The organism is Streptococcus oralis subsp. dentisani (genome assembly GCF_007475365.1).
Taxonomy (GTDB): Bacteria; Bacillota; Bacilli; order Lactobacillales; family Streptococcaceae; genus Streptococcus; species Streptococcus mitis_AX.
In genome coordinates, this window is sequence record NZ_CP034442.1 from 806,767 (window position 1) to 831,382 (window position 24,616).

The window sequence follows — 24,616 nt, forward strand, 5'->3', positions numbered from 1 at the left end:
GAGTGGATTTTTCTGATTCTTACCTTCCCCACGCAATCAAGAGATACAGGAGGCTAGAACCAAACATGTCTACCAGAGCATGCATAAGGAAAAATGGCAAAAGATTTTTAACCTTATACTTGTATAGAAAATAATAGAATAAACCATAAACTACACCAATAACCAGTGCCCACACCAATCCTTGATAAGTGTGAAAAGAAATCCGAATGAGGGTAGAATAAAACAAAACCCGCCACTTGTGCTTTTCTTTCACTGAGGTCAACAACCCTAGAAAGAAAAACTCTTCATAGAAGCCATTTAACAAGGCATAGGCAATTGCCATCGGACTAAGCGCTAGGAATTTCCGTATAACTTCCATGGGATCTATGTGGGCAAAAAGAGCTGGATTTAAGTAATTGTATTCACCAGTTAGTGTCGTCACCAAGTCTCCAAACAAACCCACAATGGCAAATATAAAAGGAACCCAAAAGAGAAGGGACCAGGTCCAACGAATGGGAAGTTGTTTGAAATCATAATTCCGAATCAAAAGGTAAAGAAAGGTCAAGGTCAGAAGTATCACTTGCAGGGTGAAGTTGCTCAAATAGCCTACTCCCTCGCCGACAGTATTACTTACCGTATCCATTGTAGTTGACAGACCTGTCGGAAACATACTTGCTAAAAAGAGCTCCGTTGACCGAATGATAAACTGGCCAAACATCAAAACTGTAATAATCAGAATGTCAAACCATCTCAAGTAGCGCAGGGGCTTAGATGGGTGAATGCTTTGTAAAATTTTCATATCTCCTCCTTCTAGCAGTTTAAGATTGGTTTATTGTAAGAAAAGAAACTTAAAATTTTATAAAATTCCACTCCCATTCCTTAGCCGTAATCAATATTTCGATAGGATATTCAAACCAACCACTTTTTACGAGTAACTAGTTTCTCATTCAACCTTCCGTTTGTTTTCTATCAACAAATCTTTCAAAGAAATGATGGCTACCGCAAGTAAAATCATAGCCATACCGACAAAGTCAATCGCGTAGAATTGCTCCTTCATAATCAGAAAGGCAAAGAAAACAGCAGAGATGGGCTCTATGGAAGCCAATAAACTGGACTTAACAGGGCCTATCATACTAGCTCCTTTTAGGAAAGCTGTATAGGCAAAGACCGTGCCAATGATGATAATGCCAGCAAATGCAAAAAGAAAATCCAAGCTGGTCGGTATACTGCCCTGCAAAACTCCTGTGAAGGGAATAGCCCCAACACCAGAAATAACCATGCCTACACCAATCACCAACATACTTCCCCACTTCTTAATCAAGGCGATAGGAAGGATAATATAGAGGGCGTAGGTCAAGGCAGAAAAGAGTCCCCAGAAAAGACCAGCAGGTGTGACCGACAACTGGTCAAGTTCCCCATGAGTCGCGATAAGAAAAGTCCCTCCGATTGCTAAACCAATTGAAATAATCTCAGCCAAAGTAGGCGCCACCTTGTCCTTGATACAAGTATAAATCAAGATTCCAACGGGACATACATACTGGAGAACCGTAGCCGTTCCAGCATTTGTTTCCTGAATGGCAGAAAGATAGGCAAACTGGTTTAAGAAAAGTCCAAACAAGGCAAATAGCAGTAGAGAGAGTAAGCTTTTTCTGTCTTTTAAAAAAGCTAGGAGTTTATCCCTTGCAGTTACATAGGATAAAAAAACCAGTGCCAATCCTGCAATGATAAGCCGCATATTGGTCAAGACTAAAGCGGAAATTCCGTGTGACATCAGGTATTGGCCACTGGTTCCAGACAAGCCCCAAGCAATGCCTGCAACTACTGTGAATAGCGTTCCTTTTACGGTTTTTGACATGCTTTCTCCCTACTCTTCCCTACGAATCATATCCATGACTTGGTTTCGATCGATTATCCACTGGGCTCGCTCATCCTTCTCATACGTTCGATTGGATAAAAAGATAGCGGTTTCCTGTTTCTCTCTATTCCACATGATGAAGGTACCTGTATAGCCCGTATGGTCGAGCCAGGCCCCCTCCAGATTCCAGGCTAGGGAACGCTCCTTATCATCTAAAGGAGAAAAATTTCGGCTCAAATCTGCAGCAAACTCATCTTTCAAGTAATGTTCCAGAAAGATCTGTAAATCCTTAACAGTCGAAAACAAACCAGCACTTCCAGCGTGCTTCCCTAATAGACGGGCTTTGGGATCGTGAATGATTCCAGCCTCTACTCCCCTGACTGTTGGTACAGCAAACTCAACGGGACCAAACATCGTTTCCTTCATCCCCCATGGTTCCAAAACTTGTTCTTCTATGATCTGATCCAAGTCTTGGTCAAAGATTTTTTCCAAAAGAAAGCCCAGGAGTAAAAAGTGAACATCCGAATATAGAAAAGTAGGCTGACTACGTCTATTCAGATGAAACATGGCTTCTTTTAATTCAGGGGCTGTCAAGAGATCCCGATTTTGAATAAAGGGGTCCAGGTCTGTTGCGTGGGTCAAGAGTTGACGAATAGTGATATCTGGATAATCACATTCAGCTAAAAAATCCGTCACTGGTCGATCAATATCTAATTTGGCTTGCTGCCACAAGAAGGTAAAGACTGTCCCTACTCCCACAACCTTACTCACACTGGCCAGGTCGTAGACCAACCCTAACTCTGTTTTTAATCCTTTCTCAGGATCACTCAAGCCTAGGTAGGATTCTCTCCATTCTCCGTCCTTAAAATACGCAAAAGAGGCCCCGGGATAGACCCCTGCCTCGATTTGTTCTTCTATTTTTCTTAGAATTTTTGTCCACTTCATGCTTCTTCAAACCACAATTCGATGTTATTGGTATCTTTACCAAGGAAGAATTTTTCAGACTTTGGAATAAAATAGTCTGTGCCTTCAAATTTCTGACGAAGACTAGTTAAATCTAGATCCTTTACCAAAAATTTCAGCATAGACAAGTCCCAAGTAACGTTGTTTTCAACAGCCAAATCTGGCCCTTGCCCTTTAATAAAACTAATTGCCTTAGCTACTACTTCGGGATCAAGTAAACTCTCCGTCCCCTCAGGCAGACGGACCTCGATGGAAACTTCAAATTGACTCAAGTATTTTATACCTGTATTTGAAGAAAATTCAGGAACAGTTTCCAGTGGAACCAAATCTCTTATATCATTTTCCGCATGAACAAGAATCACATCCTGTTCAGGAGAAACAATCTCAAAAGCATAACCACGGCTTCCTTTAAGTAGGCGAGGAAGAGACTCCATCTGATAGAGAAGAGCCTCTATTTCTGAAGGATTTTCTACTTTGATCAAGAGTCTAGCTAGTTTCTTAAGCCCTTCAACTCTCCGAGTTCGCATACTGGGAGCCTCTTCGAGAATCAATTTCTCAACACCTGATTGATCACCAAGTGAAAGGAAAGCAGATTCTTCTAATAAGGGCTTCATCCCAAGAGTTTCAATGTAAAATTTTTCATTTAATTTTCGGTTATTGACCTTCAAAGTCGGAATAATTTGTATCATTTGATTTGCATTCATAGCTTCCTCCAACTCTTTTATTTTAAAGGATTTTGGAATTTTTTACAAGCTATTCCACTTAAATTCTAGAATTTTTTACAAAAATTTTCGACAAAAAAACTGGGATTTCCCAGTTTCATTTTATTATAGGTAAAGTAGTTTAAAGACTGCTACTGCTGCAATACCAGCTGCGATTGGTGCTACAACTGGAACCCATGCATACCACCATTTTGAATCACCCTTGTGTTGACCAAGAACTGATTTTGGAAGGAGTTCGTGAAGAAGACGTGGTCCGAAGTCACGAGCCGGGTTCAAACCAGGTCCAGTAGGTCCACCAAGTGAAGTTACCAAGGCCATAACAAGGAATCCAAGTGCCAAGTGAGCTACAGCAGAAGAACCGTTTGTAGCTTGTGCAAAAATATTGTGGACAGCATTTTTTACATCTGATTCTGCAATTTGTTGGCCTGCTAATGTAGCTTGCTGCACCTGTTGTTGAACAGTAGATTCTGCTACAGCTTTTAGTTCAGCTCCAAAATGCAATTTTGTCAAACCAAGTGCTGCAAAGAAGAGAACAAATGAACCTACAAACTCATTGAGGAAGCCGTTAACAGTAGCTGCGAAACGTGATTCTTTTGTACCGTGGTCGATGCTTGAAATCGTTGAGAAGGTACCCAAGATATTGTTAGGGTTTTCTGTTTTCAAGTAGTATGGACGGTGAGTCGCTACAACCAAAGCTTGACCAAAAATTGCTCCTAAAACTTGCGCAAGAATGTAAAATGGTACTTGATCCCAAGAGAAAAGTCCGCTAACAGCAAGTCCAAGAGTGAAAGCTGGGTTGATGTGGTTACCAGAAACGTTACCGAACATCAAGGCTGGGATCATAACCCCCATACCATAACCAACAGCGATAACGAGCCAGCCACTTTGGTGACCTTTCGTACCTTTAAGTTCAACGTTAGCAACTGCACCATTACCAAGAATGATCAAAATAGCAGTTCCCAAGAATTCTGTGGCATATTTAATAGCCCATGTAAAATCCATTTGATAGATTCTCCTTAATTTTTTTTAGACAATCCTTATTCTATCAATTTTTAGGCCTTTTCGCAACCGATTTTCTAAAAGAATCTCTGGAAAACGCTTTATTTAACTTATCTTTAAGAAAAGGACAAAAGAAGTCTAACTCCCTTCATCCTTTTTGTTACTCTTGACGCTGACCAAAGTCTGCAATCATCTGCTCCATCTCTTGGCGACTTGAAGTGGTCAGCATATAAAGGTAGTCTCCTTGTAGCTCTGCGAAGGCTGCTGGCATGATTTTCTTGACCTTAAATTGCTGGCTGTATTTGGCAAGCAAGTCCTCTTCTGAATAAACATAGTTGGCATTGGCACGACGTGATGTAGCTAAACAGTATTGAGGTTCAAACTCTGATACTGGGAACTCTTCTCCTGCGACAATAGCTGCATAACCACGATAGAGATCCAAGGAGTGAGCGAAGTTATAAACATCAATGGTAAAGCCACCTGCAGGACGGTTATTGTACTCAATGGCAATGTAGTCGTCCCCGTCACGGAAAAACTCGATATGGAAAAAGCGTTCTCTCATTCCAAATTCCTTGACTATAGCCTCACCATACTTGCGTAGTTTGGGATCCATATCCTTGAGAACATAGTAGGAATTGTCCATCTTATAAATCATGAGATCAAGTGGTGTATAGGCGTAGTCAAAGGTTGTTGAAAAGACGATATTGCCATCCTTGTCCACAAGCCCGTCAAAGGTACAGATTTCGCTAGAAGTGACAAATTTCTCAAAGAAATAAACGGTCGAATGATCCCATTCTTCCTTGAAGTGATGGATATCGTCTTCTGTCTCGAGCTTAAAGGTTGCTGCCGCTCCCACTCCATTATCAGGTTTGGCAATCATTGGTAGACCGATTTCTTTCACTGCTTTATCCACATCTGCTTCCGTCTGGATAACAGCGCCAGGCACAACAGGTACGCCTGCTTTCTGGAAGAGTTTCTTCATCTCAGACTTAAACTTGGTTTTTTTAAGATCTTCGGGTTTGGCACCAAGGACATTGAATTGTTCTCTAAGTGCTGCGTCCAGTTCTAGCCAGTATTCATTGTGGGACTCGATGCGGTCGATTGGACCATGCTTGTAGAAAAGAAAGGCAACTGCACGTTTGACTTCGTCTATGTTCTCAAGATTGTCCACACGGAAATACTCGGTCAGACTATTACGCAAAGGTTCATCTAGTTGTTCGTAAGGTTCCTGACCAATTCCAAAGACTGTGATGCCTTTATTGGCTAGCTCGATGGTAAACTGTTGGAAGTTTTGCGGATAGTAGGGAGAAATAACAAGGTAATTCATAGGCAACTCCTTTTATAGATACAGGTGTCCAAGAAAATAGGGCATTTGTTTACGCCACCATTCCCAGTCGTGGGCGACATCGTGTCCCCATTCAGCAAACCAGGCTGGAATTTGTTTCTGGTCAAAGGCTTCTTTAAGCTTGTAGAAGGATGGTAGGCCATCTTGTTCCCAGGCACCAAGTCCCGTACAAACGACAATCTCCGCCTGACGGTAACGATCGATAAACCAGCCGTCGTTTTGATTCCAGATATAATCTACTGGCGAATTTTGATAAATAGCATCATCATTGTAGTAATCGCCAACAAAGAAACGTGCGTCATAAACACCGCTGAGGGCAATCACCTTGGTAAAGACATCTGGATGCTGGAGGAAGAAATTAAGTGCATGGTAGGCACCCATTGAGCAACCTGTCGTCATCATACCGTCAAACCAACCTGTCTTGTGCTTGATGAAAGGAATAGCCTCCTCAATCACGTAACGTTCGTAGGCACGATGCATCTCTGCCTGGTCATGACCATTTTTCCAAGTGGCCAACCAGCTCTCATTGTCCACACTGGAGAGGGTAAAGAACTGGATACGGCCTTCCTCGATAAAGGAAGCACAGGCATCAATCATGCCAAAATCATAGTATTCGTTGTGACTGCCACCAGATGAAGCAAAAACAACAACTGGAATCCCAGCATGCCCATAACGGTTGAGATACATTTCGCGGTTGAGGTGACCACTCCAGTGGTTGAGGTTTTCAATATGCATTGGCTTTCTCCTTTCTTAACTTACCATTTCTCTGCAAAAAATCGGAGACAGTCTGGTAAATTTTCCGACCATGGAATCTCACTATGGATGGCGCCAGACTGAACTTTTAAGACAAGATTATCCAAGTGTACTCCACCTGCAATCAAATCACGGTAATAGCGAAGCGACGAGTCGATATAGGCTTGCTTGATATTGCCAGCCATCAGGGTCTTGTCCGTATCGTCTGCTTCTTCTGTTCCTACATAGATGAAAATGCGCTGTTCAGGCGACAGTTTCTTACGCTCGATGTAGCGGTTAAAGGCTTCTTGATGAAGCCAGTTAGCAGATGAAAAGACACCCAGACAACCAATTCGGTCTTGGTATTCCAGTCCGATAAACTGGGTAATATTGCCTCCTAGAGACGAACCAATCATAGCCGTGTGCTGGCGATCAGCTTTGGTACGATAGGTTTCATCGATAAAAGGCTTGACTACCTCCATGACAAACTCGGCATACTCCACACCCTTACCGCCAAACTGCTGGCCTGGAATAGGGGATTCTTGGAATTTCCAAGCCGCATACTCATGCATCCGCCCCAAACCATCATTGTCGATGGCTACAACAATCATGCGACTGATGTCAGGATTTCGCTTAATGGCTGGAATAATCTTCCATGAGTGTCCGATATAGGACTCCTTGCTGTAAAAGACATTTTGCCCATCATGAAAGTAAACAACAGGGTAAAAACGGTCTGTGTCTTTCTCGTAGTCCTTTGGCAGGAGCACACGCACACGACGCTCTTTTCCTGTATAAGGAACCTTGAGTTTGTGTTCTTTCATTTTTAAGTAAAAGTAGGAATGATTCATTGTCAGAAAACTCTCTATATTCAAAATTTTATCTCATTATACCATAAAAATAGAAAAAAAGTCAGTAATTGTCCATTTTAAGGATAAATAACTAACTTTTTTCATTTAATATTCTAAATTCTTCTGGTTTTTCTGATTAGAGGAGGTTGTCAATCAAGTTATCGACTTCATCTTTTTCAGCTTGAGGTGTGATCTTAGTAATCATAATCCCTGCCACTGCCCGCTCAACCAAACCTTCAACATCCATCCGTTTTTCATACTGCTCAGCATTTTCTATCTTAGGATTGGTCTTAGGACGGTCAGGCGCAAAAATCGTACAGCAGTCCTCAAAAGGCTGGATAGAAATTTCAAAGGTATCAATTTCCTGAGCAATGTCAATGATTTCCAACTTGTCCATAGTAACCACAGGGCGAATAATAGGAGTGTTGGTCACAGCGTTGATAGCCTGCATGCTTTCCAAAGTCTGGCTTGCCACCTGACCAAGACTTTCCCCATTGATAATGACCAGACACTTTCTCACTTCACGGATACGGTCGGTAATCCGCATCATAAAACGACGCGTCAAGGTCATGAGATAGGCTTCTGGCGCCTTGGCCTTGATTTCCTCTTGAATTTCAGTGAAAGGCACTTCGATAAATTGGATATTGCCACCAAACTTGGTCAATTTACGAGTCAAGTCCTGCGCTTTCTTGAGGGCACCGGGACTAGTATAAGGTGGACTAGCAAAGTGAACGGCTTCGATATCTACCCCACGTTTAAGGGCAAGATAACCCGCTACAGGTGAGTCAATGCCACCTGACAACATAAGCATCCCCTTACCAGAAGTTCCCACTGGCAAACCACCTGCTCCACGAATGGTCTCATAGGAAAGATAGGCCGCCTCCTCACGAATCTCCACTTGAAGAGTGATATCAGGATTTTTCATTTGGGCTTGAATAGTAGGAATTACGTCGAAAACAGCCCCACCGAGGGTTTGGTTAAGTTCTCGACTGTCGAGTTCAAAGCTATGGTCGCTACGTCTACTAGAGATTTTAAAGGTCATGCCTTCCTTGTAGATGTCTTTCATAATCTCTTGGACGGCAGTCTTAAGCGTCGCAACAGATTTTTCAACCTTATAAACGGGAGAAAAGTTTTGAATCCCGAAGACTTGTTTGAGAGATTCTGCTACTGCTGTGTAGTCAGCTCCATTGAGGTAAACGTGGGCACGGTCGCGATCAGCGGTTACCTTAACTTGGGGATAGATGGACAAAACATCTGAAATGTTATTGCGAAGTTTATTGATGAACCGCATACGGTTTTTACCCTTGGTTGACAACTCTCCGTAGCGAATCATAATTTCTGAATACTGCATGAATGCTCCTATCTTACTTTTCTAGTTTGATTGTAAATTAATTTTAGCTTGGTCAAAAACTGCTCAACCTGACTCATATCATTTTCCAGGTCTAGGCTTAGACGCACAGCTGACTGGGCCTTATCTTTGTCCACTCCCATGGCAATCAAGGTCCCCGCAGGTTTTCCTGCCTTGGACGAACAAGCAGAGGTTGTGGAAATGAAAATGTCATAGTCTTCAAATGCGTGAACAATGACTTCACCACGAACACCCTTAATCCCAAAAGTTAGGATATGAGGGGCGAAGTCTTCCTCATCTGAAAAGATAAAAATATCTGGATAGTCCAAAAGCGCTTGGCGAATGACTGATCTCATCTGTCCTGTCTTACTAGCAAAGATAGCTAACTTTTCCATAGACAAACGGAGAGCCTTTGCTGTCGCTGCAATCCCTGCCACATTTTCAGTTGTCGAGCGATAATCGTGCTCTTGACCACCACCAGTCAACAGAGGCGTAATTTTCTTACCAGACTTGATATAGACAAAGCCAACACCTCTGACACCATGAAACTTATGACTCGAAAAGGTTGCGAAATCCACTCGTTCTGTCAGATATTTTTCAGTCGGAATTTTAGCAAGTGCCTGAACTGCATCAACGTGGAAGGAAATAGTTGGCTTGTCTGCCAAGAGTTCTGAGATGGCCTCAATAGGTTGAATAGACCCAATTTCATTGTTCACAGCCATGACTGAAACAAGCGTCGTATCAGGTCGTATCAAATTCGCTAGAGCCTCAACATCCACAAATCCTTTCTCATCAACCGGGGCAATATCCACCTCAAAACCTTGACTTTTCAGCCAGAGAGCTGACTCCTTGACTGCTGGATGCTCAATAGCTGATACGATGATGTGCTTACCAAACTGGGCTTTTTCAAAGGCCACACCCTTGATGACCCAGTTATCCCCTTCTGTTCCACCAGAGGTAAAGAAGATTTCATCACTTTTCTTGCCAATCAAATCTGCAATTTGCTGCCGGGAAGCATCTAAAATTCGTGTTGCCTGGTCTCCCAAACGATGGAGGCTAGAAGGATTTCCTACAATTTTCGAAGCGACCTGCATATAGGTCTCTAGAGCTTCAGGATAAGGCTTAGTTGTCGCCGAATTATCAAAGTAGATCATGTTTTCTCACGCTTTCTAAAATCACTTCTTCTATTGTATCATGAAACGAAGCTTGCGACAAGAAAGGGCATTTCCTCTTTTTTTAAGATTTTTTTAAAGAAATGAGGTATAATAAATCATAATAAAAGGAGAGTATCATGTCTAACTATCGTAGAACTTCAAAACCAAAAACAGAACACATTAAAAAAGGATTTACTGTCTTTCAAAAAACGATTGCTACCATTGGTAGTATCCTTGGTCTGATCACTGCTACTATCACTATCATGAACGCCATGGATAATAATAAAAACAACAAAAAGGAACCGACGGCAACCCAAACAACTGTCGTCAAAGAAATCCAAAAGGAATCCCCTCAGGAGAACACTAGTCCTAATAAGGAAAATAACACTTCTCAAGAAAAAACACAGCAAGAAGAAACGCCAAAATCTAGCGTCAAGGAAGAGAAAAAAGAAGAGCAGAAAACAACAACTCAGGACTCTTCCACCCCAGCTGCAAATAAAGAAACAAGCGATAACGGAACACAGTCAAATACGACGAGTACCGAAAATAAAAATAACCAATAACTACTAAAAAAGCTTCCTTCCATATTTGGAAAGAAGCTATTTTTTATTGTTGCAATACTTTTCGTGGCTTGGTTCCTTCAGCTGGGCCGATGACACCTGCCAGTTCGAGTTCTTCCATAAGGCGGGTCGCACGGTTAAATCCAACCGACAAACGACGCTGAATCATGGATGCACTGGCTTTCTGGGTTTCGATAACCAGAGCCTTGGCTTCTTCAAAGAGTGGGTCGCCTCCTGCTTCTCCATCCGCAAAATCACCATCATTTTCAGAAACTTCACCTGGATCAAAGCTGTCATCGTAATCTGCATCAGCCTGAGCCTTGATGAAGTTTACGATACGTTCAACATCATCATCCGAGATAAAGGACCCTTGCAGACGGACTGGGTGATTTTCATCGATTGGTTTAAAGAGCATGTCTCCTCGACCAAGCAGTTTTTCAGCTCCGTTCTCATCCAAGATGGTTCGTGAATCTGTACCTGATGAGACTGCAAATGCTACTCGAGATGGGACATTGGCCTTGATAAGACCAGAGATGACATCAACCGACGGACGTTGCGTTGCGAGAATCATGTGAATCCCTGCAGCACGCGCCTTCTGTCCGAGACGGATGATAGCATCTTCCACTTCCTTGCTGGCCACCATCATAAGGTCAGCCAACTCGTCCACAATGACAACAATCAAAGGCAGTGGTACTTGTTTGTACTCAGACTGGCTATTAAATTCCTCGACCTTAGCATTATAACCAGCGATATTTCGCACACCAACCTTAGCGAAGAGTTCATAACGGTTTTCCATCTCATCCACGACCTTTTGGAGAGCCTTGCTGGCCTTGCGTGGATTAGTCACAACCGGAATCAAGAGGTGAGGAATGTCATTGTAAACCGATAACTCAACCATCTTTGGATCCACCATCATAAACTTGACCTGGTCTGGTCTTGCTTTCATGAGAATGCTGGCAATAATACCGTTAACTGCGACTGACTTCCCTGATCCCGTCGAACCTGCAACCAGAAGGTGGGGCATCTTGGAAAGGTCAAAGGTGCGAGCAGTACCATTGACAGCCTTACCTAGAGGAATTTCGAGGAGATTTTCTGGTTTAGTCTGTGACTGTTCCCAGAGCTCACGGAAGGAAACGGTCGCAATTTCAGAGTTAGGAACCTCAATGCCGACTAAGGATTTACCAGGTATTGGAGCCTCAATCCGGACGTCCTTGGCCGCCAGAGCTAGCGCTAAGTCGTCTGCCAGATTGGAAATGCGGTTAACCCGCACACCAACGGCTGGCTTGACTTCATACTTGGTTACTGATGGGCCGATTTCAGCCCGTTCAACCGTTACCTTGATACCGAAGCTAGCAAAGGTTTCTTCTAGGACTTTGATGTTTTCTCGAACAATCTTCTTTTCCTTGGACTGATCTTTGGGTTTATCTGGCGCAAAGAGTTGCAAGCTTGGTAGCTTGTATTCGAGGGCTTCCTTGGCAGAAAAATCAACCTGCACCTCTTCATCCTCAAAGTCTTCTTCCACATCTGGAACTTCAAAGTCAGCTTGAGGAAGGATAATCTCCGGTTCAATCCATTCTTCCTCAGGAATTGGGGGGAGATCATAGACTGGTACTTCTGATAAGATTTCTCCAGTTTCAGGATCTACAGGAGGAAGCGATAGTGCATCCTGTTCTTCTTGTTCTCTCTGAATTCTGGCAGCTTCTTCAGCTTCTTGACGAGCCTTTTCTTCTTCCCTCTTGATAAAGCGTTCCTGTTTTCTCTGTTCCTGTTTTTCCATGAAGGATCTGAACTGAGCTCCAATAAAGGCTGCAACATCATAGATAGACCAAGGACTGACCAAGAGAGCCCCAACTAGAATCAAAAGAACTCCAATAAAGTAGGAGCCGATATTTGAGAAAAGAAAGGCAATGGGGATATAAAGTCCGACACCTAGCAGGCCTCCACCAGCAAAGCTAGTCACCCGGATACCAGTCAGGTCCGTCATAACTTGAGCCAAGGTCCCTTTTAGAACTGACTGCTCCAAGCCAAACTTCCAGACAAGATAAGCCTCAAAAATTAAGAGTAAGCCAGCGAAGATACAGAGAAATCCTGACAGAAGCCCCTCTTGCTTGCGTATCCATTTAAAAAGAAAAAGATAAATGAGAAGGGCACCAATGGCCACATAGGCCAAACTTCCGACCACCAGTCGAATGAGATTATAAAGGGTGATACCTGCCGCACCGAGCTTGAGGGCTGCAATAATCAACAATAAGGCAATCCCTAAGGAAATCAACATCCTCTGAATAGCCTGTTTTCTTTCGAGTTCTGCTTTAGACGGTCTCCGTCTTGTTTTTGTAGTATTCTTGTTTGCCATTCTTCTATTATACCATGTTTCACAGCCATTTTGAAAAGAGAAAAAGATTGCACCAAATGGTAACAATCTTTCTATTCTAATCCTGTTTATGCTTGTGGTTTGCGTAGGTAACCATAAACCACACCACTTACGATTGCTCCAATCAAGACAAAGACTAGGTAAAGAAGGGCATTTGAAGTAAGGGCGATGACGAAGATTCCTCCGTGTGGCGCCATGAGTTTGATACCAGCAAGACCAACGAGTCCGCCTGCCACCGCAGAACCAAGGATGAAGCTTGGAATAGCACGAGCTGGGTCGGCTGCACCAAACGGAATCGCTCCCTCAGTGATAAATGACAAGCCCATGATGATGTTTGTCAAACCAGAGTTGCGCTCTTCCTTAGTGAATTTATCTTTGAAAAGAAGAGTTGCGACAAAGATTGCAAGTGGTGGAACCATTCCTCCAGCCATAACTGCTGCCATAGCTACAGAACCACCTGAAGAAACAGTCGCTGCAAGCGTACCTGTACCAAAGACATAGGCTGCTTTATTAACTGGACCACCCATATCAACAGCCATCATTCCACCAAGGACGATACCGAGAAGGACAGCTGAACCACCTCCAAGACCGCCAAGGAAGTCATTCATAGCAGTGTTAATTGCTGCCATTGGGATGTTAACAGCTAGCATGACAAATCCAGTCAAGATTGTTCCAAGAAGTGGCAAGAGAAGGATTGATTTAGCACCTTCAAGTGAACGAGGAACTTTAACGTATTTCTTGATAGCAAGAACCAAGGCTCCTGCGATAAATCCACCAACAAGGGCACCTAGGAAACCAGATGAGACACCTGCAAGAGTTGAAGTTGCTTCTCCGCCTGCAGCATAAGGGATTTTACCAAAGGCAAAACCTTCTTTGGCAATAGCACCAGCCACGAAACCTGCTACCAAACCAGGTTTTTCAGCGATAGAGTAGGCAACATATCCTGCAAAGACTGGGAGCATCAAGCCAAAGGCCGCGCCACCAATTTTCATGAACATAGAAGCTAGCTCATGGTAGGATCCAAGATTGCCAAGACTATCTTGTGGCACACCAAAAGCTCCGTCGATCAAGAAAGCAAGGGCAATCATGATACCACCACCGATAACGAATGGCAACATTTGAGATACACCACTCATCAAGTGTTTGTAGAAGGCACCACCAAGGCTTTGTTTTTCGTTACTTGTTGCTGCGGTTTTTGCTCCATTAGCAGCATGGTAAACTTCAGCATCTCCTGAAAGAGCCAAGTTGATCAATTCTTCTGTCTTACGGATACCGTCTGCAACTGGACGATTAACCAATGGTTTGCCGTCGAAACGATCCATCTCAACAGCCTTGTCTGCTGCGATGATAACTGCTTTAGCCTTACGGATGTCCTCTGATGTTAGTTGGTTCCCAACACCGCTGGCACCGTTGGTTTCTACCTTGATCCCAACACCCATTTCGGCGGCTACTTTTTGAAGGGCTTCTTGGGCCATGTAAGTGTGGGCAATGCCTGTCGTACAAGCTGTAACAGCTACGATAAAGTCGCCAGATTCATTGGCAGGTGCTTGAATAGGCTGCTCAGCTTTTTCTGAAGCTTGGTCAAAAAGTTCGATAACTTGATCTGCAGATGTTACTTGACGAAGTTTGTCAGCAAATCCGTCTTTCATCAAGTATTGAGACAATTCTGCCAAGGCTGCCAAGTGAGTGTCATTGGCACCTTCTGGAGCTGCAATCATGAAGAAGAGGTCTGTTGGTTGCCCATCCAAACTTTCATAGTCAACACCCTTGTTTGACTTTGCAAAGAGAACCGTTGCTTCTTTGACAGCTGAGTTTTTGCTGTGAGGCATAGCAATTCCGTCACCCAAGCCAGTGGAAGTTAGAGCTTCACGCGCTAAGATTCCTTCTTTAAAGGTTTCAAAATCCGTCACATAACCATGATCTACTAAGCTATGAATCATCTCTTCGATAGCTGCTGTTTTTTCAGTCGCCTGTAAATCTAGCAACATGACATCTTTTCTCAATAGGTCTTGAATTTTCATCGTTTTTCTACCTCAACTTTTTCATATGTTTCTTTAATAAATTCTGCTGTTGCCAAGTCATCCGAGAAGGTGGTTGCTGTTCCACAAGCCACTCCCCATTTGAAGGCTTCTACCGCATCCTTGGATTTGACAAATTCACCTGTAAATCCAGCAACCATAGAGTCACCAGCTCCCACTGAATTTTTCACTGTTCCCTTGATTGGTTTAGCGAAGTAAGCTCCCTCAGATGTGACAAGAAGTGCACCGTCTCCAGCCATAGAGATGATAACGTTTTGAGCACCTTTAGCCAACAATTCTCGAGCATAGTTCTCGATTTCATCTAAACTTTCGAGTTTCACTCCAAAGATAGCTCCAAGTTCGTGATTGTTTGGTTTAACCAATAGTGGCTGGTAGTCTAAACTATCAATCAAGGTCTGTCCTTCAAAGTCACAAACGACTTGCGCACCAGTCTGGCGTGTCAATGCAATCAAATCTTTGTAGATGACATTTCCTAGGTTTTTAACACTCGAACCTGCAAACACAACCGTATCATCTGCTGTCAGACTAGACAAAATAGCTTTCAATTCTTCTAGCTGAGCTGGTTCCACATTTGGACCCGTTCCATTGATTTCTGTTTCTTGGTCTGCTTTAATCTTGACATTGATGCGAGTATCTTCTGCTACTTGAACAAAACGTGTCTCGATTTCCTCTTCTGCCAAAGTATCTGTGATAAATTTACCAGTAAAGCCTCCGATAAATCCAGTCGCTGTATTTGGAATACCCAAGCGTTTCAAAACACGACTGACATTGATTCCTTTTCCACCAGCAAACTTATCATCACTGTCCATACGATTGACACTACCGACTTGGACTTGGTCCAAGCGAACGATATAGTCAATGGATGGATTGAGTGTGACTGTATAAATCATACTTCGATTACCTCCGTTTTCTTCTTAATGGCCTGCAAGAGCTCATGCCCTTGACTTGTGATGACAATAGCGCGTTTAAGTGGTGCTACCTTGGCAAAGCAAGTTTGACCAATCTTTGACGAATCGACCAAGACATAGGTTTGTTTGGCATTCTCTAAAATAGCACGCTTAACGGCTCCCTCCTCCATATCAGGAGTCGTATAATAACCATCGTCTACACCATTCATCCCGATAAAGGCACGGTCAAAGTGCAATTGATTGATTTGGTTAAGAGCAACTCCACCAATACATGCATCTGTTGCCATCTTGACACTTCCTCCAACCATGACAGTTGGAATCTGTTTTTCAACCAACTGAACCGCATGATGAATGGAGTTGGTCACAACTGTGATATTCTTATTGGTCAATTCCTTGATCAGAAAAGCTGTCGTTGTTCCAGCATCAATAAAGATAACATCTTGTTCCTTAATAAGAGAAGCTGCTTTCTGAGCCAGTAGCTTCTTCTCTTGAAGGTTTTTGACAGATTTTTCTTGGATGGTTTCTTCTTCCTGCAAGGAGTGTGGCAACTCTGCTCCTCCATGCACACGGCGAAGCTTGTTTTCCGCCTCCAACTCATCCAAATCTCTTCGTACCGTTGATTCTGATGTTTCTAATAGACTAACCAATTTTTCCAGGGAAACTACATGATGTTGATTCAACTCCTCTAAAATCAGTTGCTTCCGCTCAGTTTTTAACACCAAATCACCTCCTGTTATCGTTTACACTATTCATTCTAGCACATTTTCTACCAAAGTCAAGCATTTTTTATCATTTTCTTTCAAATTCTATCATTTTTCTCATTTCCGAAATTTTTATTGCAAGATAAGAGCCTTTATGGTAGACTATTTGAGTAAGTATTGGAAGATTACTCAAGAGGCTTAAGAGGCCGTGTTGGAAACGCGGTAGGCGTGTAACAGCGTGCGTGGGTTCGAATCCCATGTCTTCCGTAGAAAAGAAAAATTATTTTGGGGATACGACAAAAATGTTGTATCCTTTGTTGTATCCTTTTTTCGCAAAAGAATACTAAGGAATACCAAAGACAAAAATAAAAAACGTTGATTTAACAACGTTTTACCAAGGAATGCGAAAGAATGCAAAGGAATAATGGAGCCGGTGGGAGTCGAACCCACGTCCAAACACCTGCCAACATATTTGTCTACAACCATAGGTTATGTATTGTTTTAACAGTCCCTCGACACATAACTCAAGCCTAGGAACTGCGAGTCTATTAATCTCTTATCAAACCACTAGACAAGGCTTGATCGTATCTCGCTAATCATAAGACCTGTCATTGAACACGAGCAATCCAAATCGGGTCACGCCTGCTGGTTTTTAGGCAGCTAGAGCGTAAGAAGTGTTATTTTTTGCAGTTATATTTAACTGAGCGTTTACGTCGCTACACGGGTTGCAAAATATGCCTCATAATGCCTGTCGAATCCGTAACGACCCCAAGATTATAGAACTATTATAACCTATCTTCATAAAAAATGCAAAATCAAGTCGATTCTTTAGAAAAGATACGTTTTCAAAGCGTCTGACAAGGCTTGATAGCCTGCCACACTTAGATGAAGCCCATCCGTTGTATAGGCTGATTGAAGCTGTCCTTCTGAATCTGTCAAACTATCATAAACAGGCACAAAATCTACCTGCATATAGGCAGAAGCTAGAGCCTCATAGGCTTGATTCCATTCCTTGATCTTTTCATTGGTTCGGATATAAACTGTCTGCTTGTATTCTTCTCCCTCATTGACTGGCAGAATAGAAACAAGCTTTATTTGTGACAGCGGATATTCTCGAGCAATTGATTGTATCACACGCTCTAGATTATCCAAGGCTTCATTCATAGGAACATCTTTTCCGATATCATTTGTTCCAATTAAGAGAACAATTTGATCGACAGTATCACCATACAGATGAGCATCAAGATTCTCTAGTAAAAGTCCAGTCTGGTAACCTCGGATGCCACGATTGACAATCGTCTTGGCAGTCCCGAGTAACTCTTGCAAAGGGTAGTATTCTACAATCGAATCGCCGATAAAAATTACATCTGGCTCTAGGACAGAAATTTGATTCAATTCGCGATACTTGGTTTGAATTTTTTCCTGCTCCTTTAAGAGCCAATTCTCTAATAACTGTACTGCCACCTTATCCCTCTTTCTCTAACCAATTTTCTAGGACCTGATAAACACCCCCCTGGCTGTTAGCTGGAGCTAGATCAGTCGCAACTGCCTTAGCCTCATCATCTGCATTTTCCATAGCATAGGCAATTCCAGCCAGTTCTAGCATTTCGACATCGTTTTCACTATCACCAAAAGCCATGATTTGTTCCGATTGCAAATCCCAGCGCTTGAGTAATTCTTCCAATCCCCAGGCCTTGTGAACACCAGCCTGTAGGACATCGATACAACCATAACCGCTAGAAACAGCTCTTATATGACCATTAAAGAGGTCATTGATTTCCTGCAAAACAGAACTAGAGCGTTCCTCACCAACAACCATGCTCATCTTTAACACTCCACCAAAGAGGTCAGCTCGCAAATCTTGCACAAAATTCATTCGCTGATAGAGTCTTTCAATCATCTCTGGAGTCATAAATTTATCAAGTTCTGTAAAAACAGTCCCTTTCTTGACAAAACCACCATTCATACCAGTTACGACAAACTGATCTCGGCACTCTCTCCCCTTAAAATGAACTAAGGCCTTATCAACCATAGCATCATCCCAGGTCTGAGCTTGAATCAGTTTATTGTTTTCAAAAATTCGCGCCCCATTGGCAACTACTAGGACCACTCGTTCAGCCAAGTGTCCCAATAGTTCTCTCATACGATGGATTTCATTTCCCGTCGCAATGACAAAACGAATATCCCTTTGATCCAGCTGATCTAAAATCTTTTCCAAGCGGGGCAGATCCAACTGACCTCTCGGATCCAGCAAAGTCCCATCCATATCTGTTGCAATGAGTTTTATCATACAATTAGCTCCATTTTATTATTAGGGGTGTGCAAAGGGCATTTAGGGTGTGCATCTTTTAACGATTTAGGCAACCCCCATCATTTCTCATCTCTGTTAATCCTTTATATTATATCATAAAATGAATGTCTCATTCCATTCATAAAAACAGTCAGATCATATTTCTATGACCTGACCGTTTTTGAAGTGGACTTCTACTTTATCTTTTGTGTGTATGACCATTTTTTCCACTAATGTGTTGAAGAGTTTTTCATTAAATGCCGTGATCATGTATTGTTTTATAGATAAATCCTATTTCTCGAATCTCTCACTACTGCTATTCCTTTAGTGAAATACTTATATTCTGTTTGTTGAGTGATAAATTCATCATCAAATTCAAAAGATTTTTCGCTTATATATTCATAAGTAATTAAAACAGCTTCTCCTGATTTTATTAACAAAGGAAATTTAGCATCATTGACATAATTATTCATAGAAGTATCAATTACATTTATTAATTTCTTATCTATAAATTTAACATTTTTACCTGTAAGAAACTTTTGATTCCCTTCCTTAGTTGTATACTTTCCAAATCCACATTCTTTTATAATCATGGGAACATCACCCATGTTTTCCAATGTAATTACAAACTCCAGCATCTTCTTATCCAGATACTGAGAGAATGTACTACTTACTAATAATTTTCTTGATTTAGGTCTTAATATTTGCCATAAAGCTACAATAACGGCTCCAATTGTCCCTACAGCAGATAATGCTGTCCAAAATAATTCAGAACATATTACATTCATATATAAGCTACCTCCATGTGTATTGTAACTCTTATTATACTACTAAATACCTATTTCTAAAACCTATCAAACTCACTCTGACCAGCCACACGTTGATACTTCACATCATCATTATCTTTTTCTGTCCACATATCTAGCACCATGCCGATTGTGAGTAAATCTAAATCACCTACTGATATGCCTATTTCAACACTTCTGAGTAAAAATAGAACTGTTGTCATTTCACGACTTGTTTTTTCAAGTTTTTTTAGATTGTATATCGGTTTGTAAATTATTACCTCATATTTTTAAAATCTCTGGTAAGATTTCATAAATTGAAAACATCTCAAACTCATCTAACCATTCATCAATGGTTGGAGGAATAGTTTTATCTGCGTGATACGCCATAATATATGCCACATTCTCAAAAATCTCTAAATCTTCAATCTCAAAACTTTGTTCGTTGACTTTAAATGATTTTTCTAGTTTAGCTAAATCTTTAAAAATATCACGCTTGAACTTGATACGATACAAACGTGGAATGGTAGCTGATGATTTGAACTTCACTTCTTTGTCGTTAACTGTTACTGTTTTTTCAATCATAAGCTACCTCCTAACGTGACGGTGTATTCGCAGCTTGTTCCTGTGGAAGATAAACTGCCTTATACCAATTCTTTTAACGTTTTAAATTTCATCTTCTGCGAATCAAATTATTTCATTCGCACCAAATTTCACCTTAACTCTAACTCTCTTTATTCCAAGGAATTTCTTGCTTCTATTGTATTGTATTATCCATTTAATCTCTATTTCTGTTGCAATCAATTTAATCGTCATCATATCTCCTTTAGGGTGAGCACCTACCACTTCAACCCTACATGTTCATTCATTTCTTTATAGGCCGTGTCAATTCGTTCCTTGGTCGCCTCATCCAACTTGTCACGGTGGCTGCCCCCCTCAATGAAGTCCTCTAGGATATAGGTCTGATAGAGGAAGAGCGGATAACCTTCTGGAGAGTATGTTCCTTTAGGCGTCCGATTGACCCAAGTCGGATGCGCTTTAGCCGTTTCAATCCTTGTCTTGCCATCTTTTTTCTTAATGGTCACATCCATGAGAACACCGCGCTCCGTCCACTTGGCATTTTCCTCATCTTGCATGGTTTCAATGCGCTGATTTGAGAGAAAATTTCCCATGGAGTAGATGATCAGTTTTTTGTCACCATCTTTTTCAACCGTCTCAGCAGGTTCAACGACGTGAGGATGGCCTCCAAAGATAATATCAGCTCCCCAGTCAATCATCTTGTGGTACAGTGTTTTCTGTTCTTCCGTCGGTTCTAGCTGGTACTCAATTCCCATCTGAGGCATGATGACAGTAATATCCGCTTCCTTCTCAGCACGCTCGATTTCTGCCTTCATCTTATCTTCATTCAAATCAGAAAGATAGCGATTATAGTCCTCTTGAGAGATATACTGCTCAATGCCATTAAAACCGTAGGAATAGGCCAGGAGAGCTACCTTGATTCCATTGACTTCCTTGATGACTATAGGGGCTTGGTCACGGGATTCATGTGTGTAGACTCCTATGGGTGTCATTCCTGCCTTTTCAATAGCTTGAGCCGTTGAAACCACTCCCTCTATCTGAGAATCCAAGATGTGATTGTGAGCCAAGTCTAGAACTTGATAGCCTGCATCTTTTATTGCATCCATGACTTCTCCAGGTGCATTAAAGAGAGGATAACCTGCCAAATAGTGATCCTTGTTCACCGTTCCTTCAAAGTCACCAAGCACTAAATCCGCTTGCTTGAGCCATGGTTTTACATATTCAAAATTTTCGTGGAAATCGTAGCTACCGTCTTCTTTCAGAGCTGTTCGGTAGATAGGAATATGGTAGAGAAGGTCACCATTTGCCATGATACGGGCTGTCGTTTCATCAGACTGATTTTCCTTGGATTGACCAGACGTCTGAGCAGAATCAAGAGTTTGGCTACTAGGACTCGTTCCCTTGCTACCTTGTACTGCTCGAACCAGCAAGTTCAATCCCATGGACAAGGCAACTGCAAGTAGCAATACCGTAATAAACTGGGCATTGGTCCAAGATTTATAATTCCTAAAGAAAGCAATACTACTCTTCAACAATCCATAAAGAGAACCACGAGACCGTCTATCTTGTCGCTTTTCCATCTTTATCCCCCCCTTGCTTTTACTGCAAGCCTTTTCTTTTATTATACCACAGAATACCACAGACAAAAGGGGAATATCGTTTATTATATTATTTTTTAGGAACTTCTGTGACTTTCTTTCTGATCTATTTTGTGTTATCATGTAGAGGTAATGAAAGGAGAGAAAATGTCTGCTATAGAACGTATTACAAAAGCTGCTCATTTAATTAATATGAACGATATTATCCGTGAGGGGAATCCAACCCTTCGCGCAGTTGCTGAGGAGGTCACTTTCCCACTGTCTGACCAGGAAATCATCCTTGGAGAAAAGATGATGCAATTCCTCAAAAATTCTCAGGATCCTGTTATGGCTGAAAAGATGGGGCTTCGAGGTGGGGTTGGATTGGCCGCTCCTCAGTTAGATATCTCAAAACGCATTATCGCTGTTTTAGTGCCAAATATTGTGGAAGAAGGTGAAACTCCACAGGGAGCCTACGACCTGCAAGCTGTTATGTACAATCCAAAAATCGTCTCTCACTCTGTTCAGGACGCCGCCCTCGGTGAAGGAGAAGGGTGCCTATCTGTCGACCGTGTAGTTCCAGGCTATGTTGTTCGTCATGCCCGCGTCACTGTTGATTACTTTGACAAGGACGGAGAAAAACACCGTGTCAAGCTCAAAGGTTACAACTCCATCGTTGTCCAACATGAAATTGACCACATCAACGGAATCATGTTCTACGATCGTATCAATGAAAAAGACCCATTTGCAGTTAAAGATGGTTTACTGATTCTTGAATAAATAAAATCCCGTTGCAAGCGGGGTTTTGTGTTATAATAGAGGCATGAAAACAAATGATATTGTCTATGGCATCCACGCCGTTACCGAAGCCCTCCTTGCAAATACAGGAAACAAACTCTACCTCCAAGAAGATCTCAGAGGCAAGAATGTTGAGAAAGTCAAGGAACTAGCTACAGAAAAGAAGGTGTCCGTTTCTTGGACTTCAAAAAAATCCCTCTCTGAAATGACCGAAGGCGCTGTCCACCAAGGTTTCGTTCTAAGAGTCTCTGAATTTGCCTATAGCGAGCTGGATCACATCCTTGCAAAAACACGACAAGAAGAAAATCCTTTGCTATTGATTCTGGACGGATTAACTGACCCCCATAATCTTGGTTCTATCTTGAGAACTGCTGACGCGACCAATGTTTCAGGTGTCATCATTCCTAAGCACCGTGCTGTCGGTGTAACTCCAGTCGTTGCCAAAACGGCTACTGGGGCTATTGAGCATGTACCGATTGCCCGAGTGACCAATCTGAGTCAAACTCTAGACAAACTCAAGGATGAAGGTTTCTGGACTTTTGGAACAGATATGAATGGAACCCCTTGCCACAAGTGGAATACAAAAGGGAAAATCGCCCTCATCATCGGAAATGAAGGAAAAGGCATCTCTAGTAACATCAAAAAACAGGTTGATGAGATGATTACCATTCCCATGAATGGGCATGTTCAAAGCCTCAATGCCAGTGTTGCTGCAGCCATTCTCATGTACGAAGTTTTCCGAAATCGACTATAAAAAAGTTTCCAATCACTTGATTGGAAACTTTTTTGCTTAACTATGTTCTGTAATAAATTTATAGGCTTCTTGACCAGCGATAGCCCCATCTCCAACTGCTGTTGTCACTTGGCGAAGGTCTTTCTGGCGAACATCCCCAACCGCAAAGATACCGTCAACGGCAGTTTTCATGTGGTTGTCTGTCACAATCCAGCCTGCCTGGTCTTGGATATTCAATTCTTTAACAAAATCACTAACAGGATCCAAACCAACATAAATAAAGACACCACCGAAGGCTTGCTCTGTCACTTGACCCGTTTTTACATTTTCAAATACGACAGATTCTACTCGATTGTCACCTTTGATTTCCTTAACTACAGAATCCCAGATAAAGTTGACTTTCTCATTTGCAAAGGCACGGTCTTGCAAAACCTTTTGGGCACGAAGTTCATCCCGACGGTGAACAATAGTAACAGTCTTGGCAAAGCGAGTCAAGAAAAGAGCCTCTTCTACCGCTGAATCTCCGCCACCAACTACGAGTAAGTCTTGGTCACGGAAGAAAGCTCCATCACAGACTGCACAGTAAGAAACACCACGACTGTTCAGTTCTTCTTCTCCGGGAACACCTAAAAGACGGTGTTTTGAGCCAGTTGCCACGATGACTGTACGGGTTTCGTAAACTTGATTATCAGTGATGACCTTCTTATAGTCACCCTGGTCTTCAATATTTTCAACATAGCCATAAAGATGCTCCACTCCAAGGTTTTCAAGTGGTTCAAACATCCTTTCAGCCAATTCAGGTCCACTAATATTGGCATAACCTGGATAGTTTTCAATGTCAGACGTGTTATTCATTTGCCCGCCTGGCAGACCACCTTCAATCAAAGCCACTTTCAGATTGCTGCGAGCGGCATATAAGGCAGCTGTCATTCCCGCAGGTCCAGCACCAATAATAATCGTATCGTACATTTCGATTCCTTCTTTCTTGTTGTAACTATCTTTATTCTAACTCATTCTTGCTAGTCACGCAAGAATTATGCCTTGAAAACCAAGAGCAAACTCATGACGGCAAAGGATAACACCGGAACGACCAAAACTCCAATCATGATCATATCATAGAGATGGGCTTGTCGCGCCTTGGCTGTCTTGTCCACGCCAGACATGGCTCTCAATCCAATCCAAATCCCCAGAAAAATCACGACAAGGATGGTCGTTAAGATCAAACTCTCGAAATATAAAGAAAACAGTTGCAGCAGCATGATCTCTCTCGTTTCTATCTTTTTTAAAGAGTAAACTCAGCTAGTCCAACTAACTGAGTTTTCCTTTTTCT

At 42.1% G+C, this 24,616-nt stretch carries 25 protein-coding genes, 1 tRNA gene and 1 other RNA gene; 4 read left to right on the top strand and 23 right to left on the bottom strand.

The genetic code is table 11. The annotated features are described in order from the left end of the window. Positions 1-19: 19 nt before the first annotated feature. The 10 genes from EJF26_RS04145 to EJF26_RS04190 all read right to left on the bottom strand — a co-directional run bounded on the left by EJF26_RS04145 (position 20) and on the right by EJF26_RS04190 (position 9,945). Positions 20-778 carry a CPBP family intramembrane glutamic endopeptidase gene (locus EJF26_RS04145; RefSeq protein WP_000698659.1) on the bottom strand — a complete coding sequence of 253 codons (759 nt, stop codon included), beginning with the start codon at positions 776-778 and terminating at the stop codon, positions 20-22. A 144-nt stretch (positions 779-922) separates the two neighbouring features. Further along, the gene (locus tag EJF26_RS04150) at positions 923-1,834 is read right to left on the bottom strand and encodes a DMT family transporter (protein ID WP_000047995.1); all 912 of its coding nucleotides are present in this window, start codon (positions 1,832-1,834) and stop codon (positions 923-925) included. A 9-nt stretch (positions 1,835-1,843) separates the two neighbouring features. Then, positions 1,844-2,779: a serine hydrolase domain-containing protein gene (locus EJF26_RS04155; RefSeq protein ID WP_000872236.1), complete on the bottom strand. Its 936-nt coding sequence runs from the start codon at positions 2,777-2,779 to the stop codon at positions 1,844-1,846. Beyond that, entirely contained in the window at positions 2,776-3,501 is a 726-nt protein-coding gene (locus EJF26_RS04160) for a CppA N-terminal domain-containing protein (protein WP_000993346.1), read from the bottom strand. The genes EJF26_RS04155 and EJF26_RS04160 overlap by 4 nt, the downstream gene beginning before the upstream one ends. Positions 3,502-3,624: 123 nt before the next feature. After that, positions 3,625-4,521: an aquaglyceroporin Gla gene (gene gla, locus EJF26_RS04165; RefSeq protein WP_000348108.1), complete on the bottom strand. Its 897-nt coding sequence runs from the start codon at positions 4,519-4,521 to the stop codon at positions 3,625-3,627. Positions 4,522-4,678: 157 nt separating this feature from the next. Continuing rightward, positions 4,679-5,845, bottom strand: a complete 1,167-nt coding sequence (locus EJF26_RS04170; protein WP_001108600.1) for an ATP-grasp domain-containing protein — start codon at positions 5,843-5,845, stop codon at positions 4,679-4,681. 12 nt (positions 5,846-5,857) lie between these two features. Continuing rightward, entirely contained in the window at positions 5,858-6,598 is a 741-nt protein-coding gene (locus tag EJF26_RS04175; protein ID WP_000546798.1) for an esterase family protein, read from the bottom strand. A gap of 20 nt (positions 6,599-6,618) precedes the next feature. After that, positions 6,619-7,443, bottom strand: coding sequence for an alpha/beta hydrolase (locus tag EJF26_RS04180; protein ID WP_001016810.1), 825 nt, complete (start codon positions 7,441-7,443; stop codon positions 6,619-6,621). A 136-nt stretch (positions 7,444-7,579) separates the two neighbouring features. Continuing rightward, positions 7,580-8,794 (bottom strand): tRNA uracil 4-sulfurtransferase ThiI, encoded by a 1,215-nt coding sequence (gene thiI, locus EJF26_RS04185; protein WP_001200073.1) that lies wholly within the window; start codon positions 8,792-8,794, stop codon positions 7,580-7,582. Positions 8,795-8,802: 8 nt separating this feature from the next. Continuing rightward, positions 8,803-9,945: a cysteine desulfurase family protein gene (locus tag EJF26_RS04190; protein WP_000638934.1), complete on the bottom strand. Its 1,143-nt coding sequence runs from the start codon at positions 9,943-9,945 to the stop codon at positions 8,803-8,805. Between the two features lie 137 nt (positions 9,946-10,082). Here EJF26_RS04190 and EJF26_RS04195 point away from each other — a divergent pair, with 137 nt between their 5' ends. Then, positions 10,083-10,508 carry a DUF6556 family protein gene (locus EJF26_RS04195; protein WP_000073913.1) on the top strand — a complete coding sequence of 142 codons (426 nt, stop codon included), beginning with the start codon at positions 10,083-10,085 and terminating at the stop codon, positions 10,506-10,508. A gap of 43 nt (positions 10,509-10,551) precedes the next feature. Here EJF26_RS04195 and EJF26_RS04200 read toward each other — a convergent pair whose 3' ends face one another. The 4 genes from EJF26_RS04200 to EJF26_RS04215 form a co-directional block, all read right to left on the bottom strand. Next, entirely contained in the window at positions 10,552-12,858 is a 2,307-nt protein-coding gene (locus EJF26_RS04200; protein WP_080563336.1) for a DNA translocase FtsK, read from the bottom strand. 86 nt (positions 12,859-12,944) lie between these two features. Next, positions 12,945-14,897: a PTS fructose transporter subunit IIABC gene (locus EJF26_RS04205; protein ID WP_000701416.1), complete on the bottom strand. Its 1,953-nt coding sequence runs from the start codon at positions 14,895-14,897 to the stop codon at positions 12,945-12,947. Next, positions 14,894-15,805 carry a 1-phosphofructokinase gene (pfkB, locus tag EJF26_RS04210; RefSeq protein WP_000640815.1) on the bottom strand — a complete coding sequence of 304 codons (912 nt, stop codon included), beginning with the start codon at positions 15,803-15,805 and terminating at the stop codon, positions 14,894-14,896. The genes EJF26_RS04205 and pfkB overlap by 4 nt, the downstream gene beginning before the upstream one ends. Further along, the gene (locus tag EJF26_RS04215; RefSeq protein WP_000920658.1) at positions 15,802-16,542 is read right to left on the bottom strand and encodes a DeoR/GlpR family DNA-binding transcription regulator; all 741 of its coding nucleotides are present in this window, start codon (positions 16,540-16,542) and stop codon (positions 15,802-15,804) included. The genes pfkB and EJF26_RS04215 overlap by 4 nt, the downstream gene beginning before the upstream one ends. Positions 16,543-16,703: 161 nt before the next feature. Here EJF26_RS04215 and EJF26_RS04220 point away from each other — a divergent pair. Then, positions 16,704-16,791: transfer RNA gene (locus tag EJF26_RS04220), tRNA-Ser, on the top strand. Between the two features lie 155 nt (positions 16,792-16,946). On the opposite strand, the gene ssrA is transcribed toward EJF26_RS04220, so the two are convergent. The 7 genes from ssrA to EJF26_RS04250 all read right to left on the bottom strand — a co-directional run bounded on the left by ssrA (position 16,947) and on the right by EJF26_RS04250 (position 21,758). After that, positions 16,947-17,294, bottom strand: a transfer-messenger RNA (tmRNA) gene (ssrA, locus tag EJF26_RS04225). Between the two features lie 58 nt (positions 17,295-17,352). Continuing rightward, positions 17,353-17,988 (bottom strand): SGNH/GDSL hydrolase family protein, encoded by a 636-nt coding sequence (locus tag EJF26_RS04230; RefSeq protein ID WP_000290631.1) that lies wholly within the window; start codon positions 17,986-17,988, stop codon positions 17,353-17,355. A 1-nt stretch (position 17,989) separates the two neighbouring features. Beyond that, a complete protein-coding gene (locus EJF26_RS04235; protein WP_000593353.1) occupies positions 17,990-18,814 on the bottom strand; it encodes a Cof-type HAD-IIB family hydrolase in 825 nt (274 codons plus the stop codon). Positions 18,815-19,092: 278 nt separating this feature from the next. After that, the gene (locus tag EJF26_RS04240) at positions 19,093-19,602 is read right to left on the bottom strand and encodes a hypothetical protein (protein ID WP_001100688.1); all 510 of its coding nucleotides are present in this window, start codon (positions 19,600-19,602) and stop codon (positions 19,093-19,095) included. Positions 19,603-19,658: 56 nt separating this feature from the next. Beyond that, the gene (locus EJF26_RS09765; RefSeq protein WP_000214261.1) at positions 19,659-19,823 is read right to left on the bottom strand and encodes a hypothetical protein; all 165 of its coding nucleotides are present in this window, start codon (positions 19,821-19,823) and stop codon (positions 19,659-19,661) included. A gap of 58 nt (positions 19,824-19,881) precedes the next feature. After that, positions 19,882-20,184: a hypothetical protein gene (locus EJF26_RS04245; protein ID WP_000570835.1), complete on the bottom strand. Its 303-nt coding sequence runs from the start codon at positions 20,182-20,184 to the stop codon at positions 19,882-19,884. Between the two features lie 254 nt (positions 20,185-20,438). Next, positions 20,439-21,758 (bottom strand): CapA family protein, encoded by a 1,320-nt coding sequence (locus EJF26_RS04250; RefSeq protein ID WP_000415550.1) that lies wholly within the window; start codon positions 21,756-21,758, stop codon positions 20,439-20,441. A gap of 165 nt (positions 21,759-21,923) precedes the next feature. Between EJF26_RS04250 and def the strand changes: the two genes are divergently transcribed. Together def and rlmB are read left to right on the top strand one after the other, a co-directional pair. Continuing rightward, on the top strand, positions 21,924-22,535 hold the full coding sequence (def, locus tag EJF26_RS04255) for a peptide deformylase (RefSeq protein WP_001272965.1): 612 nt from the start codon (positions 21,924-21,926) through the stop codon (positions 22,533-22,535). A 43-nt stretch (positions 22,536-22,578) separates the two neighbouring features. Then, positions 22,579-23,307 (top strand): 23S rRNA (guanosine(2251)-2'-O)-methyltransferase RlmB, encoded by a 729-nt coding sequence (rlmB, locus tag EJF26_RS04260; protein ID WP_000855721.1) that lies wholly within the window; start codon positions 22,579-22,581, stop codon positions 23,305-23,307. A 36-nt stretch (positions 23,308-23,343) separates the two neighbouring features. On the opposite strand, the gene trxB is transcribed toward rlmB, so the two are convergent. Beyond that, the gene (trxB, locus tag EJF26_RS04265; RefSeq protein WP_000272335.1) at positions 23,344-24,255 is read right to left on the bottom strand and encodes a thioredoxin-disulfide reductase; all 912 of its coding nucleotides are present in this window, start codon (positions 24,253-24,255) and stop codon (positions 23,344-23,346) included. A gap of 65 nt (positions 24,256-24,320) precedes the next feature. Further along, the gene (locus EJF26_RS04270) at positions 24,321-24,545 is read right to left on the bottom strand and encodes a DUF4059 family protein (RefSeq protein ID WP_000926603.1); all 225 of its coding nucleotides are present in this window, start codon (positions 24,543-24,545) and stop codon (positions 24,321-24,323) included. Positions 24,546-24,616 lie beyond the last annotated feature (71 nt).